Raw genomic sequence first — 15,757 nt, 5'->3', positions numbered from 1 at the left:
TATTCGAAAAGAAATGTATTAGAAATGAATGCAGTTGAAAAAGAGTTTTTAGAGATTGTAGCGCAATACGATGCAATGCTTTATAAAATCGTTCGTTTGTATCGGGATAGTGCTGAGGATCGTGAAGATTTGTTTCAGGAAATAGTTTTCCAGCTTTGGAAATCCTATCCTGATTTCAAAGGAAATTCAGAAATAAGTACCTGGATGTATCGTGTTGCACTGAATACAGCCATTGCTTCTTTTCGAAAAAAAACAACACCCATTAATTATCTCACACAATTACCTGATTTTGCCGAAGAGCAGCCTAATGATGAGGTAGAGCTGCGGCAGGAACGCTTGTTTGCTGTTCTAAAAGTATTGGATGACAGTGAAAAAGCATTAATAGCGCTGTATTTTGAGGAATTGTCCTATCAGCAAATTGCAGAGATTACAGGAATCAGTGAAAATTATGTGGGAGTAAAATTAAACAGAATTAAAATAAAAATTAAAACCTTGTTAAACAAATAGCGATGGAACTACATGATTTAAAATCTGATTGGAAAGCGATTGAAGCCGATTCTAAAGACGAAGCAACATTAGTAAGGATGTTACAGGAAAATAAACACCCGGTTTTGAAATCCATTCGTAAACAAATTCTGCTTGAGATTACCGGTTGGGTACTTTTTTTAATGGTTTATTATTCAATGTTTGATGGTTCTGAAAAGCCTTTTTGGGTTAATTTAATTTTGATAATAAGTTTATTACTGCCTATACTTCATAACGTTTACGGATATTATCACAATCGCTATTTAACAGATAACTCGAATATTAAAATAGCGTTAGTACAGCTTTATATCAGAATAAAAAAGTTTGCATTGATTGCTGTTATTGCCAGATTGGGATTTATTTCCGGATTACTCGTGTTTTTTACGTATGGAATTCAGTTTACGATGCCAAAGTACTTTTTACTGTTGTTTACGACTGTTATTTTTTTAATTCAATTGAGAATATTATATCGTATCTGGATTAAGAGAATTATACAAATTCAGGACTGTATTCACACGCTTGAAGAGGTTAAATAAGACAAATCTTAAAATTATATTAAAAAAACATAAAAAAATCACTAAAAGTGGGTATTGTCGGGAAATCGTAATTCCTATACTTTTATTCCCGGAAACAATAAGGCAATTAAGTGTTTAATCAACAATAAGCAAGATGACAAATTCAGAGAAAATCAGTAAAGTAAATGAATTACTTATTGAAGTAATTAAAGATGAACAACATCAACCGGAAAGTTCTTTAAGTGGTTTAAAAGATATTGTTTTGAGTATTGTTGCAGATTATTGGTACAATGAAAGAGAACCGGAAATCTTCATGGAAAATGTTATGGCAGAAATAGATTAATAATACATTATAAAAAAATAAAATTTGTCATTTTAGGGTTTGATAAATTTTTATAGATAGCCTCTTTATTTTTAAAGAGGCTTTTCTTTTTTATAAAAACAAATCCCCAATGAGATAACATCTGGCGTAACCGCTTATGCGAACGCTGTTTTCTAATAATTCACATTCCAGATATCCTCTTCTTTCTGAAAGCTGAATGGCGGATAATTTAGATTTATTCAGTTCTTTTGCCCAAAAAGGAATTAAAGTTGTATGTGCGGAACCTGTCACAGGATCTTCATCTATTCCGGATTGCGGACCAAAAAATCGCGATACAAAGTCAACATTATTCCCGGGAGCGGTTGCAATTACACCTCTGACTCCGAGCTTTACAATTTTATCAAATTGAGGCTTTAAATACAGTATTTCTTCTTCGTCATTAAACACAATCATATAATCTGTTTTTCCTTTAAAAGCTTTTTTGGGTTTTACATCAAATGCATCTAGCAGCTGATTCGTTAATTCGACAGCTTCGAATACATCGGAAGGAAAATTTAGTGAAAGTAAATCGTCTTCTTTAGTTACCATTAAATCACCACTTCTGGAAGAATAAAAGTTGATTAGTGAATCCTTATGATTTTCATAATTGAATAGTACATACGCAGCAGCTAAAGTGGCGTGTCCGCAAAGATCGACTTCAACAGTAGGTGTAAACCATCTTATCTCATATTTAGCTCCGTTTTTAACATAAAATGCTGTTTCGGAAAGATTGTTTTCAGCTGCAATATTTTGCATCATTTCATCGGTCAGCCATTCTTCCAGCGGACAAACAGCTGCGGGGTTTCCGGAAAATATATTTTTGGTAAAAGCATCAATTTGATATAATTTCATAAAGTTGTTGTTTAATTAATAATCCAAGTTTTTTAAGGCTGTTTTCGACTTTATCATCCCATTTTAATCCAAAATTTAGCCGCATACAATTGTTGTATTGGTCGTGTTGGGTAAACATTCGACCGGGAGCAAAACCTATTTTTTGCTGTATAGCAATATCAAAAAGCAGGGCAGTGTCTATCTTTGGATCCAGTTCCAGCCAAAGTACAAATCCGCCCTGAGGTTTTGAAATTTTAGTGTTTTCAGGAAAATGTTCTTCAATAGTACGTTGAAATTGCAAATAGTTGCTGTACAATGTATTTCGTAATCCTCTAAGATGATGTTCATAACGGCCATGTTCCATAAAATCAGCAATCACTTCCTGATATAATGGGGGACTGGAAATAGTATGTAAAAGTTTTTTTCTGATCAGTTTATTTTTAAATTTTCCCGGAGCAACCCAACCCACACGATAGCCGGGCGCTAAGGTTTTTGAAACAGAACCACACCACATCACGATTCCTTCTTTATCAAAAGCTTTACAGGGTTTTGGACGGCTGGCGCCAAAAAATAAATCGCCATACAAATCATCTTCAATCAACGGAATGTTATGCTGTGTAAGCAATCTGACAACTTCTTTTTTATTTTCTTCAGGCATACAGCTTCCCAGAGGATTATTAAAGTTTGTTACAAAGCAACAAGCGCTGATTTGAGGTAATACTTTTTTTAAATCTTCCAGAGAAACTCCCGTTACAGGGTGGGTGGGGAGTTCAATAATATGAAGTCCCAGTGATTTTATCATTTGTAAAATACCAAAATACAGTGGCGTTTCAATAGCTACGGTGTCTCCCGGTTTAGTAACTGTAATCAAAGCATAAAATAAAGCGTTTAATGCTCCTGATGTTGTTACAATGTCTTTTTCGGTTAAATTTCCACCCCAGGTAAAAGACCATTTGGCTACGTTTCTTCTTAAATTAAGGTTTCCCTGAGCGGGTTCGTATCCCGTTCCGCTGTCGTCTAATTGTCGCAACACTTTGTTAATTCCTTTGTTCAGTTTAGCTATAGGCAACATACTTTTGTCTGTAACCCCTAAGGAAAACTGAGTGATATTTTTATCTGTTAAAGTATTGAAAACCTTGCTGATTAAATCTTCAGGAGTTTTTTCTTTGTCAGATAAGTGAAGTTTACTGATAGAGGGAAGAGCTAATCTGGTATCAAAAAAATTACTGACATAATAACCGGATTTAGGTTTGGATTCTATTAATGATTTACTTTCCAGTTCTAAAAAAGCCTGTTTTACAGTATTAATACTTATGCCATAAATCTTTTGAACGGTGCGAATGGAGGGAAGTTTTTCGCCTGTTTTCAGACTCCCGATATGGATTTGTTCTTCAATAATTCTTGCAATTTTTAAATATAAAATTTCTCTCGCCATATTATCAGTTTTTCTGTGTCTTGTAAAAATAATAAATTTACAACTGTGTCTGTTGTGTTTATTATTGGTAAGTATTGTTTAGCCAATTAACCAATCGTTGAGTTGTTGTATTAAGATTTTTAAACATACCCTTTTGACATTGTTGTTTAAAAAAGATTTCCGATTCTTTTATTAAATAGCTGACTATGGAATTACCTGATAAAGTTGAATCTATTGCAGCATTTAGACTGTAATTATTCCCGCTTGTTAGCATGACATAGGAATAAGCTATGATTTTGCTATCCTTTTCAGCCACAAAGAAAGGAAGTCCAAATTGGTCAGTTAATGGCATATCCGGACTTTTTAGCTCAGTAGTTGCATTCTTTTGTTGCTTATAAATCTTTACAATGGTAGGAAGATCAGCAATTGTAATAGCTCTTAATATTAGATTTTGATTAGGTTCCGGCTTCGTTTCCATAAGTTACTCTTTAGAAGAGTAAAAGTATCGAATTCAAAAAAACAAGCACAGATACAGAAATGTGGTTGTTTATGGGTACAGAATGTTTTTTTAATTGTTAATCTAAAAAAAATCCTCTTTTAAATTAATTTAAAAGAGGATCCTATATTGTAAAACTTAAAAGGATTATAAGTTTGCTTTTATTTTTTCAATCAACGCCATATATTCGGTATCAGAAAGTATTACTTTGTTTGGATTCATTTCAAAAACACTTCCAAAACCATAGCCGTCTTTATATTTTGGAACGATGTGAAAATGCAAGTGCGATAATGTATCTGAAAATGCACCGTAATTAATTTTGTCAGGATTAAAAGCTTTTGCAATTGCTTTAGCAGCCGTGGCTACATCATCCATGAATGCTTTGCGTTCTTCGTCGCTTAATTCATAAAATTCCACTCCGTGATCTTTGTAAACTACATTTAAACGACCGGTGTACGACTGCTCTTTAAACAAGAACAATTGCGACACTTTTAAGTCGGTGATTTTAATCATTAAGTTATGTAAGGTTTCGTTTTCCTGACAATACAAACATTCAGAAACAGCTGATGGCATAGTGATTTATTTTAATAATATTATAAAAATGATTTTAATAAGATAGGGTAAAGCTATCCATACTTTTTTACTTTTCCAAATTGTCTTTTTCTTTCAGCTTAGCGATTACTTTTTCGCTAATTTGCTTTCCCCAGGCTTGTCCCGCAACCATAGATTCCTGCATAACCTGAGGCATAGTAGCAATCATTTTTTTTCCTATTGGTGAATTGTAAAAAGCAATTAATTGGTCGATATCACTTTCGGTATAATATTTATCATAAATTGGGATAATCATATTGGTAATATCTTCAGCTTTTATTTCTTTTTTAAAATCTTCCCAAAAGGTATCATTTACTTTGGAATAAGAACTTTTAAAACTCTCCATCATTTGGTTCATCATCTGGATTGCCATTTTTCCGGAACCCATTAGTTCCATAAGTTGGTTTATTTTTTCTGTTTTTGAAGTGTTTTGCGCATTTGCCGAAAGGGAAAGAATACAGAAACTTAAAATTAAAAGTGATTTTTTCATGGTTGATTGTAATAGTTGATTTATGATTGATTAAAGTTTTAAATGTAAGAATTTAAAATAAGATAATAAAAATTATCTCACAAAAAAAGCGTCCCCTTTCGAGAACGCCTTGTGATATTTAGAAAATGGGTTTAATGGGATTTCCTAAAATATTTGTAGCAAAGCAAGTATCCAGATAAATATTGCAATTGGGCATACGTTCTTTTAATATGAATGCTTTTTCTAAAATGTTTTCTTCATTCTCTTCAGAATCTATAAATACTTCTTTGAGACTTTGATTATTTAAGTTTTCGCATAAATCAGTTAATGTAATGTTCGTTTTTGTGATGTTTAAACTTTCTAAAGATTTCATTTGGTTAAAATAAGGAATGCTCTTTTTAGTAATTGCCTGATGTTTTCTCAAATAAAGCAATTTTAATTCTTTGAAAACTGTCATATGTTTTACACCTTCGTCAGTAACATAAGATCCTTTTAGAATAATTTCATGAACAATAGAAACACGCAAACTGATAAAATAAAAATAGTCATCAAACTGTTCATCGCCATAACCATAACCACCTATGCTAGGCCATACATTAGGAATATCTCCGATTTTTTCAACTCGGAAATAGCGTTGCCAAAATTTCTTTTCTTCTTTTGTTAGCTGCATGATTCGTTTGATTTAAATTTGATCACATATAAAAACATTTTGCAACAGAATAACATTATTAAATCTATAGACTAAAAATTCAACGATAGGTACTTAGATTTATTGGTTAGGGCTTATCAAATAAAGTTTCTTCTACAGGTACATTTACTTCATATTTTGAGTAGGTAAAATCTATATTCATAGGCGAATAATGAAAGGTAGATGCATATAAGTATCCATCCGAATTTTTTTTATAATTCCCGAAAGTCTCCACCATCTCTACAGTTTTTCCCGCTATATTTTTATCAATAATCCTTTGGCTGGGCAGAAAAGTATTTGCATCGATGAAAAATGTTACAATAGTACCGCTTTTACGAGTAAGTGATATTTTATAATTTTCTATTCCATTTACAGTTTCTTTACCCTTTAATATAGCTTTATTACCCTTTTCCTTGTATTCAAAAAGATCCCCGGTAAGATCAAGTTCCTCTGCTCCCTCTTTTGCTGTTTTTTGGTCTGCATCTAGAGGTCTTTTCTGCCTTTGTGCAGGAAAAAGCGTCCAGCCACCATTGGTCGTCATAACGGTTGTGTTAATTTTACCTTGAATTAACATTTCCATACGCATACCTTTATTGTTTATAGCCCACGCTGTAGTCGGAATGTTTATACCCTGAGTTGTTGTAGTTCCCACAGTTTTGATAGTTCTTATTGATCTAATTTTATCAGTACCACCAAATGCTTCAACATATTGATCTACAATATCATCAATTGTTTCCCTCTTTATATACATTTTCTTTCCAAGTCCTAAAGAATATAACATGCTATTTAGTTGCTCCAAAAGTATTTTTCCTGAGTCTCCTTTTTGTTCATAGTAGAAATTCAAATAATTTTCACTTTTTGTCTCTGTATATTCCCCATTGATATATGTATGCGTTTGAATTCCATTTGGGAATGCCATCCTAAGAACTCCAATAGCTCCAGGATATCGTATATGATAAAATACATCTACCTTTGCTAAGTCTATATTTTCTGTAAGATATAAGTATTCTGTATTTCCCTTTTTTTTATATACGACTCTTTGAGCTTTTCCTGTACTATACAATAGTTGAAAATTGTTTTCAGGGAAACTCAAAATATAATCTTCCTTGCCATCATTGAAAGTTAAACCGTTAACCTTTAATTGTAATTGACTAATACCTGCCGATATTGCATCTAATTTTTCGTATGGAATATTTTGGGCACTACTTTTAAAAGCGATTGTTAAAAGAAGTATTAAAATTAGCTGCTTCATAGTTATTGAGTTTTAGTTTTAACATCTGAAATTCCTATTGAAAAACGATAACCAAATTGTAATTGATAAAAAGCTTCATTATTTCCTAAATTATTAAAGGTTTTAAATCTTAAAAAAATAGATTGATTTTTGCTCGTACCAGGATGATAAAAAATTTCGGCTTCGTTTTTAAAAAGATCAAAAGTGCCAGGAGCTTCAAAAGTTGTAATTGAATTATAATCTTTAAAACTATATTTAGAATATTCTAACGAGTAATTAAAACCAAAATTATTAAAGCGCTTAAATTCAAATTTTAGTCCAAAACCATAAGCAAATCCCTGAATACTTTTGAATTCATTGTCTATTTTTACATCTGTAATTTGATAACGGGCAGGAAAATATCCAATCGTTCTAAATGGCATTTCTTTATTAAATTTTAAGTTAAAAATATTTACAACTGTTCCCATTTCTAAATAGGATTTTTGTATTAAATCTAAATTGTTTTTAGGAGTTATATTTGAGTTTGGGAGGGTTAAAGTTTCTATTGCTCTTGATTCGTCATCAATTCGTGAAAAATTAATGTAAGGTGAAATCTTATCTAAAAATCTCAAATCAAATCGAAATTTAGGTAAGAGAAAAGGAACCATATAAAAATCTCCTTTTCCTTGTAGTTGAACAATTCCGTTAGGAGCATCTCCAAATAATCCTAAAAAAATCGGTGTAGGCTCTCAATTCTACTACATTTTGTAAGCTGGTGTCTTCTTTTATTTCGTATTTTACAGATGATTCCTTATTGTGAAAGTCTCCTTGTTCATTTTTTTTTGGAAAATCATAAACGACATCATTGGGAATATAGTTATAACCCGCTTTAGAAACATACATTAATATATCCGATAATCTTATTCTTAAATTCTCGAACTCTTTGATAACTATATTTTCCTTTTGATTAACGGGGTATTTAAAAACTAAAAATTGATTAGGTGCATACGTGGAATAACGTAAAATACTAACTGGTACTTTATTTTCAAATAAATATTTTGAACCTTTTTCATCTAATACAAAAACCTTTATATCTACAAAAAAACCATCACAAATTTCAAAAGAAACACTTTTAAATTTATATTTTTTTCCTGCTGGGATGAATTTGTCGCTTTCTTTTTCTAAATTGGATTGAATAGTAGCCCAACTTATTTTAGATTTAATAGTTTTCCAGTTTAATTCAGTTTTTACATCATTTTTTTTCACGTAAAAACTAAACTCTTGATTTTCTTTAGGAATGATAATATCTCCTAAATAGGCTTCACTTTTTTGACTCAATACTGCTTTAAGAATATCATCAGTTTTTTTATTACCTGTTAGTTTTACTTCTTCTAATATTAAATCGTTACCATAATATTGATAAACCTTTGGCTCATCAATAATATTAGTTAATGGCTCAGAAATTTTATATTCTGGTTTAAAAATAGTATTAATTTGCTCTACAGTTAATCCTTTGTCCAAAAAATATGTTTTGTAAGATTGATATGATTCATATGTTTTGTTGAGCTTAGTTCTTAATTCCTGGATTTCAGAAAGTTTTGTATTCAGGTTTTTAGTAAGATTAGGGTCTTGATTTTTGGATATTTCTTCCAATAAAACTTTTAATTCTTCCTCTTTTTTTAAAAGCTCTTGATTATTGGGGGTAAAATCGCTCTCCAGTTTTTTGAAATCTGTTGTAGCCTGATCCAAAACAGGATTTGTTTCTTGTCCAAAACTATTTATTCCAAATAGAAGAGCTGTAAGTAGTAGAATTTTTCTCATCGTGTTTAGTTTTTGTTGATTATAAATCTATTTTTTATTGGAATTAATCCTTAAATCCTGAATAGTAAAATCCAAATAGCACATATCCGTTTACTTGTTCAATTAATTTAAAATTATAGTCAACGCTGTATACTGTAACATTTGCCGAAACCATCGGTAGTGCTTGACATGTTCTTCCCGTTCCTTTAGACACATCAGCAACCGCCGCTTCTTTGCTTTGAAACACAACTCCAAATGTCTGGGCTTCGGGACAATGACGTCCTACTCGCTCCGATTCAGCTAACTTTTTATATAAATAAATCTTATTTGACTCACTATCAATTTCAGGTGGAAAGTCAAATTTACTTAGTCCATTCACAGATAATCTCTTCCCCTTATAATCGATAATGAAACTATATAAGTATTTTTCCCATCCATTTGGATGTTTTCCTGACACATGAACTTCAAATAAATTGGTGTCATTTATTCTTCTTATGGTTGTTAAATTTTCTTCATAAGGGAATGTTATAATCTCTTTACCATCTGCTATTAATCCATAAACTCGTCTTTTATTGTCATAGAAAGAAGTAACTGTCGAGGGGTCTGTTTTACCAATTTGTCCTTTCACATTAGACTTAATTGCAGCAGAAGCAGCAATTTGTTTGTTTTTTTGTATTGCTTTGTCATTAGCAATTTTATCTGCTATTTCTTTGTCTTTTATTCTTTTTTCTTCTTCTTTAGCTAATCTTAATTTTTCTTGTCTTAACTTTTCAGCTGCTAATTTATCCGCATTCGCTTTGGCGATAGCTACATCATTTCTACGTTTATCTTCTGCTGCTTTTGCTGTTTTTTCTTTTTTATCGGTAGCTTCACAAGCAGGACAAGATAATTTTTCACTATTAAAGAACCATCCCTTTTTATTTAGTTTACAGTTATAATTTGCTTGCCCTACTTTGTGTGATTGAGCATTCACCGAGTTTAAGAAAAACAGCATCAATAGAGCCGATAATAAAAATTTAATTTTCATAATTTTCAAGTTTAGTTATTTTTTAATTTTTCCGGTGCTGCTTTTGCCGCTTCAATCTTTTTTGAATCGGGTTCTGTACACTTATAATAATCGGCTATAGCTTTTATTTTATCAGATGTTTGCTGATTGGGTTCAAAATCCAAACCATAGAGTTGTCCGTCATTTTTAGAAATCAACCAAATGGTTCTGTTTTCTAATACTATTTGATGCGGATTCCAAGGAGTTAAAATGACTTTTCGCAAACATTTTTTCTTAATAAAATCATATTGTATTAAAAAATTCTGATAGCAAAACCAAACGCTTTCCGTCTGAATTGCTAAAATGCTCCTGTAGGTATCAGTAGAAAAATCATCAGTAGGAAATTCTTTTTCAAGATGTAACTGCAGCACTTTCTTTTTGTTATTGCCTAATATCAAAAGTTGATTTTCGGACAATATAAAAGTTTGATTATCTGTAGCTTTAGTTTGATAATCTGAGTTTAGCAACTTATTTTTATTTAAAAAATCCGCAGTAATTTCTTTACTGTCGTGAGTTAAAAATTTGTATTTTTTTATAAATACTTGCGTGGTATCGAGATAAATGTGTTTTTTGGATTTTGCTTTAAGGAAATTTCCATCGTAACCTATTTCAAACCAGTTATCATCTTCGGCATTTACTATTATTCTATCTTTTAAATAAACGGGCTTTACGTCAACTCCAAATCCAATATTTTTTTGCCAAATTATTTTATTTTCATCCATATTGTAAGCCACAAGCATACCACCATCAGCAAGAGCCGTACAATACATAATACTATTTAAAAAAAAGGGAACGGTATTTAAAGATGTAAACGGCAGATCTTTAATTTTTTCGCCTGTATCAAGATTAAATTGTGCTATTCTTGGAACTCCATTGTTATACTTTCCGTAAAAAAAAGTATTGTTATACGGATAAGGAACTATCTCTGAATTTATAACGGCATCTATTTCCCAATTTATTTTTCCATGCTTTTTAGCAATACAATATACTTTTTGATTCGACGCATTAAAGAGAACATTGTCGCCCGCCATAATTATGGAAGCTAAAAGTCTGTCTGATTTAAAATTATCAAATGCAAAATCTGATTTGTAAATAACTGTCTGCGAAAAAATGTTTGAGCAAACGAGGAGTAAACACCATTTTATAGAATAAAAACTATCCACTTTTTTTGACATCTAATGGTGTGTTACAAATTTGAATATCTATTTTTTACAAAAATAACTTATGTGATTAGCAAAAAAAATACACCAAAAGGAGTATTTCTTTTTTTAAAGAAACTAAATCAGTCCCTGAAGAATACAGTTTTTTATAAGCTCTGCCGTATTTTTAGAATCTGATTTCGTCAGTATATTATTCCGGTGTTTCTTAACTGTTAAAGGACTAATAAAAAGGTTTTTGGCTATTTCAGTATTGTTTAGTCCTTCACTAATCAATTTTAATATTTCAATTTCTCTCTTTGAAAATTCTTTACATTTTTTATTTTCTTCATCAAGGCTTAAATTCATAAATGAAGGTTCGCCATTGAGTCCTATAAGTGATATTTTGTAGGTATTCAAATTACTTAAGTGGTCGATTCGGGTATGTATGTTTAATGATTTACCGTAACCACCATTGTCATCCATTGTCAACATTAATGCTTGATGGTTGAATAGAGCATATTCCCCATTTGCTAATCGGGCTCTGTGACTGTAACTAATTTTGTATGTCAATAATTTTTCACGACCAATGGTATCAGAGAAAAATTTTGTCAAAAAATCTTCAGCCTTTATCACAAAGTTGATATCCTCTGGATGAATAGCTCCTAACACATCATTAAAAGTTAAAGTCTCAGGGTCAAATCCATGCATTTCATAAATTGACGGACTGATATGTGAAAGTGACATATCAAAAAAATCAATGATGTAGAAAGAAAAAGGTCCTGTGCTAATAATAGAATTAGTCAAATCATCAAATGAGATTTGATTCGTAGAAGAAGTTGTGGCTGTCCTGTTAGAAAGCCAAACATCATGTAGGTTTTGTATCTCTGGAAGCATAGGATTTGTGATTTTGATTACAAATTAACATAAAAAAAATGTTAAATAAGAAATATTCTCACAAAAAAAGCGCTCTCTTTCGAGAACGCTTTATGATATTTAAGAAACTAAAAATTAGTTATTGTTTTCAATCCATTTTCTGGCATTAACAAAAGCTTCCTGCCAAGGAGTAACTTCATCGTTTCTGTGGGCTGGATAATTAGCCCAGTTCCATTGGAAAACGGAACGTTCAATATGCGGCATGGTAACTAAGTGACGACCCGTTTTATCACACAACATAGCGGTATTAAAATGAGAACCGTTTGGATTTGCAGGATACTCTTCATAACCGTATTTACCCACAATATTATAGCTGTCTTCAGTCATAGAAAGATTAAATTTACCTTCCCCATGAGAAACCCATACTCCTAAAGTTGTTCCCGCTAAGCTGGATAACATTACTGAGTTATTCTCTTTTATGGTTACAGAAGTAAAGATGCTTTCATGTTTTTGACTGGTATTATGCAACATTTTTCCGTGTAATGCTACACCATGTTCCGGATTAATTAGTTCTAATTCCATGAACAACTGACAGCCGTTACAAATACCAACCGATAAAGTATCTTCTCTTTTAAAGAAGTTTTTTAAAGCAGTGTTTGCTTTTTCATTGTATTTGAAAGCTCCTGCCCAGCCTTTAGCTGAACCTAAAACATCTGAATTAGAGAATCCGCCAACGGCCCCAATAAACTGAATATCTTCCAGAGTTTCACGTCCCGAAATCAAATCGGTCATGTGAACGTCTTTTACATCAAAACCAGCCAGATACATCGCATTAGCCATTTCGCGTTCTGAATTACTTCCTTTTTCACGAATAATTGCTGCTTTTGGTCTTGGTTTAGAAGCGTCTATTTCAGGTTTTTTTCCTGTAAAATGAGCAGGGAAATTAAAGTGTAACGGTTGGTTTTTATAATTGTTATAACGTTCTTGTGCTGTTCCGTTTTTTGATTGTTTCTGGTCTAATAAGAAAGAAGTTTTAAACCAGGTATCTCTGTACTTTTTGATATCAAAAGTTAAAGTTCCGAGATCTAAAGTCTCAGTTGTTGTCACAGAACCGATTTTGAAAAACTCAATATTGTTTGATTTTAGTTTGTTTTCAACAGCTGCATCTGCTTTAGCCTGGAACACAATTCCGATATTTTCAGCAAAAAGGATTTTTAATAAATCTTTTTCTGCGAAAGCAGTGAAATCAACTTTGGCTCCTAAATTTACATCGGCAAAACACATTTCTAATAAAGTAGTGATTAAACCACCACTTCCAATATCGTGTCCCGCTACAATTTGGTTATCCAAAATTAATTCCTGGATTGTATTGAATGCATTTTTAAAGAAAGCAGCATCTTTAATTGTTGGCGTTTCTGTTCCTATAGCATTTCTAATTTGTGCAAACGAAGAGCCTCCTAATTTGTACTCATCCTGAGATAAATTGATATAATAAATGGAACCACCGTCTTTTTGTAAAACAGGTTCTACTACTTTTCTGATATCAGTACAGTTTCCACCTGCCGAAATAATAACCGTTCCCGGTGCAATTACTTCGTCATTAGGATATTTTTGCTTCATCGAAAGAGAATCTTTTCCTGTTGGAATATTAATTCCTAATTCAATGGCAAAGTCAGAACAGCCTTCAACAGCTGCGTATAAACGGGCATCTTCACCTTCGTTTTTACAAGCCCACATCCAGTTGGCCGAAAGAGAAATTCCTTTTAGTCCGTCTTTAATTGGAGCCCAGACAATATTTGATAAAGATTCCGCAATAGCATTACGGCTTCCTGCAACAGGATCAATTAATGCCGAAATAGGAGCATGACCAATAGAGGTTGCAATTCCTTCTTTTCCGTTAAAATCTAAAGCGACAACACCGCAGTTGTTTAAAGGCAATTGCAATGGACCTGCACATTGTTGCTTGGCTACTTTTCCACCTACACAACGATCCACTTTATTGGTAAGCCAGTCTTTACAGGCAACTGCTTCTAATTGCAATACCTGTTCTAAATATTCAGCAATTTTTGATGCTGAATAATCTAATGCGGTATAGTTATAATCAACCGTTTTATCAGTCATTATTGTTTTTGGCGAACTTCCAAAGAAATCTTCCAATGCATAATCCATAGGTTTTGCTCCGGTAGTTTTTGATTCGAAAGTAAAACGATGATCGCCGGTTACATCACCTACTTCGTACATTGGCGAGCGCTCTCTGTCGGCAATTCGGTGTAAAGTGTCAATATCTTTCTGACCAATTACTAATCCCATTCTTTCTTGCGATTCGTTTCCGATAATTTCTTTAGCAGAAAGAGTAGGGTCGCCCACAGGTAATTTATCTAAATCGATTAATCCTCCGGTATCTTCCACTAATTCAGAAAGACAGTTTAAGTGTCCGCCCGCTCCGTGATCGTGAATAGAAACAATCGGGTTGTTATCACTTTCCACTAATCCTCGAATAGCATTAGCGGCTCGTTTTTGCATTTCCGGATTGGATCGCTGGATGGCATTTAACTCAATTCCTGAACCAAAAGCTCCTGTATCTGCCGAAGAAACCGCAGCTCCACCCATTCCGATTCTATAATTTTCTCCACCAAGGATAACAATTTTGTCTCCTTCTTGTGGTTTGTGTTTGATAGCCTGATCTAATTTTCCGTAACCAATTCCGCCTGCCTGCATGATTACTTTGTCGTAACCTATTTTGCGTGCATTTTCTTCATGTTCGAAAGTTAAAACAGAACCGGTAATTAACGGTTGTCCAAATTTATTTCCAAAATCAGAAGCTCCATTAGATGCTTTGATTAAAATATCCATTGGTGTCTGATACAGCCATTTTCTTTCAGCTACTGCAGTTTCCCAGGGTCTGTTTTCTTCTAATCTTGAATAAGAAGTCATATAAACTGCAGTTCCGGCCATTGGTAATGAACCTTGTCCACCAGCCAAACGGTCACGAATTTCTCCTCCTGAACCGGTTGCAGCACCATTGAAAGGCTCTACAGTGGTAGGGAAATTATGTGTTTCTGCTTTTAAAGAAATAACTGAATCAAATTCTTTTATTTCATAGTAATCAGGTTTGTCAGCTGTTTTAGGAGCAAATTGCTGTACTCTTGGTCCTTTTACAAAAGCCACATTGTCTTTGTAAGCAGAAACAATATCGTTAGGGTTTTCCTGTGATGTTTTCTTGATTAATTTAAAAAGAGAAGTTTCTTTTTCTACGCCATCAATTACAAAAGTTCCATTGAAAATTTTGTGACGACAGTGTTCTGAATTGGCTTGTGAGAAAGCAAATATTTCAGAATCAGTTAATTTCCGACCTAATTTACCTGCCAGATTATTTAAATATTCTACTTCTTCTGAGCTTAATGCCAAACCTTCCTGCTTATTGTAAGCAGCGATATCTTCAATTTCTAAAATGTCTTCCGGCTGAATATGAATATTAAAAATATCCTGATTTAATTCGGTGTATTTTTGCGAAAGCATTGGGTCAAAATCAGAAAAATCTTCTGATACTTTGAAAAATTCTTCGATACGAATGATTCCCGAAATACCCATATTTTGAGTTATTTCAACTGCATTGGTGCTCCATGGCGTAATCATAGTGGCGCGGGGACCAACAAAAAAATCCGTCAACACGGATTTTTCTATTTTATTTGCATTGGCAAAAAGCCAGTTCAGTTTAGAAATATCTTGAGCCGAAATTTCGCCTTCTGTTTGTACGGCATAAATTGCGTTGCCTGGGTTTTCAAAGAAATGAATCATTG

16 protein-coding genes are annotated in these 15,757 nt (G+C 32.7%); 3 read left to right on the top strand and 13 right to left on the bottom strand.

Going from position 1 to position 15,757, the window contains the following annotated elements; genetic code table 11:
- Positions 1-24 precede the first annotated feature (24 nt).
- The 3 genes from ABS764_RS11530 (at position 25) to ABS764_RS11520 (ending at position 1,383) form a co-directional block, all read left to right on the top strand.
- Positions 25-507: an RNA polymerase sigma factor gene (locus tag ABS764_RS11530; protein WP_408081951.1), complete on the top strand. Its 483-nt coding sequence runs from the start codon at positions 25-27 to the stop codon at positions 505-507.
- Between the two features lie 2 nt (positions 508-509).
- Positions 510-1,061 (top strand): hypothetical protein, encoded by a 552-nt coding sequence (locus ABS764_RS11525; RefSeq protein WP_408081950.1) that lies wholly within the window; start codon positions 510-512, stop codon positions 1,059-1,061.
- A 133-nt stretch (positions 1,062-1,194) separates the two neighbouring features.
- On the top strand, positions 1,195-1,383 hold the full coding sequence (locus ABS764_RS11520; protein ID WP_408081949.1) for a hypothetical protein: 189 nt from the start codon (positions 1,195-1,197) through the stop codon (positions 1,381-1,383).
- 90 nt (positions 1,384-1,473) lie between these two features.
- Here ABS764_RS11520 and ABS764_RS11515 read toward each other — a convergent pair whose 3' ends face one another.
- From ABS764_RS11515 to purL, 13 genes are all read right to left on the bottom strand, one after another.
- A complete protein-coding gene (locus ABS764_RS11515) occupies positions 1,474-2,253 on the bottom strand; it encodes a PhzF family phenazine biosynthesis protein (protein ID WP_408081948.1) in 780 nt (259 codons plus the stop codon).
- A complete protein-coding gene (locus tag ABS764_RS11510) occupies positions 2,234-3,667 on the bottom strand; it encodes an aminotransferase-like domain-containing protein (RefSeq protein WP_408081947.1) in 1,434 nt (477 codons plus the stop codon). Before ABS764_RS11510 ends, ABS764_RS11515 begins: the two co-directional genes overlap by 20 nt.
- Positions 3,668-3,728: 61 nt before the next feature.
- Positions 3,729-4,124, bottom strand: a complete 396-nt coding sequence (locus tag ABS764_RS11505; protein ID WP_408081946.1) for a GNAT family N-acetyltransferase — start codon at positions 4,122-4,124, stop codon at positions 3,729-3,731.
- A gap of 165 nt (positions 4,125-4,289) precedes the next feature.
- A complete protein-coding gene (locus ABS764_RS11500; protein WP_408081945.1) occupies positions 4,290-4,715 on the bottom strand; it encodes an HIT family protein in 426 nt (141 codons plus the stop codon).
- 67 nt (positions 4,716-4,782) lie between these two features.
- Positions 4,783-5,223 carry a DUF2059 domain-containing protein gene (locus ABS764_RS11495; protein ID WP_408081944.1) on the bottom strand — a complete coding sequence of 147 codons (441 nt, stop codon included), beginning with the start codon at positions 5,221-5,223 and terminating at the stop codon, positions 4,783-4,785.
- A gap of 118 nt (positions 5,224-5,341) precedes the next feature.
- Complete coding sequence (locus tag ABS764_RS11490) at positions 5,342-5,872, bottom strand: hypothetical protein (protein ID WP_408081943.1); 531 nt, start codon at positions 5,870-5,872, stop codon at positions 5,342-5,344.
- Between the two features lie 106 nt (positions 5,873-5,978).
- The gene (locus ABS764_RS11485) at positions 5,979-7,142 is read right to left on the bottom strand and encodes a LolA-like protein (protein ID WP_408081942.1); all 1,164 of its coding nucleotides are present in this window, start codon (positions 7,140-7,142) and stop codon (positions 5,979-5,981) included.
- Positions 7,143-7,144: 2 nt separating this feature from the next.
- A complete protein-coding gene (locus ABS764_RS11480) occupies positions 7,145-7,732 on the bottom strand; it encodes a hypothetical protein (protein WP_408081941.1) in 588 nt (195 codons plus the stop codon).
- A gap of 73 nt (positions 7,733-7,805) precedes the next feature.
- Positions 7,806-8,921 (bottom strand): hypothetical protein, encoded by a 1,116-nt coding sequence (locus ABS764_RS11475; protein WP_408081940.1) that lies wholly within the window; start codon positions 8,919-8,921, stop codon positions 7,806-7,808.
- Positions 8,922-8,964: 43 nt separating this feature from the next.
- Positions 8,965-9,927: a cell envelope integrity protein TolA gene (locus ABS764_RS11470; protein WP_408081939.1), complete on the bottom strand. Its 963-nt coding sequence runs from the start codon at positions 9,925-9,927 to the stop codon at positions 8,965-8,967.
- Between the two features lie 11 nt (positions 9,928-9,938).
- Positions 9,939-11,120 (bottom strand): PQQ-binding-like beta-propeller repeat protein, encoded by a 1,182-nt coding sequence (locus tag ABS764_RS11465; RefSeq protein WP_408081938.1) that lies wholly within the window; start codon positions 11,118-11,120, stop codon positions 9,939-9,941.
- Positions 11,121-11,222: 102 nt separating this feature from the next.
- Positions 11,223-11,978: a LuxR C-terminal-related transcriptional regulator gene (locus ABS764_RS11460; RefSeq protein ID WP_408081937.1), complete on the bottom strand. Its 756-nt coding sequence runs from the start codon at positions 11,976-11,978 to the stop codon at positions 11,223-11,225.
- Between the two features lie 114 nt (positions 11,979-12,092).
- Positions 12,093-15,755: a phosphoribosylformylglycinamidine synthase gene (gene purL / locus ABS764_RS11455; RefSeq protein ID WP_408081936.1), complete on the bottom strand. Its 3,663-nt coding sequence runs from the start codon at positions 15,753-15,755 to the stop codon at positions 12,093-12,095.
- Positions 15,756-15,757 lie beyond the last annotated feature (2 nt).

The organism is Flavobacterium plantiphilum (genome assembly GCF_046000495.1).
Taxonomy (GTDB): Bacteria; Bacteroidota; Bacteroidia; order Flavobacteriales; family Flavobacteriaceae; genus Flavobacterium; species Flavobacterium plantiphilum.
Note: the sequence above shows the minus strand (reverse complement) of the source record. Positions and strands in the feature narration are given on the sequence as shown.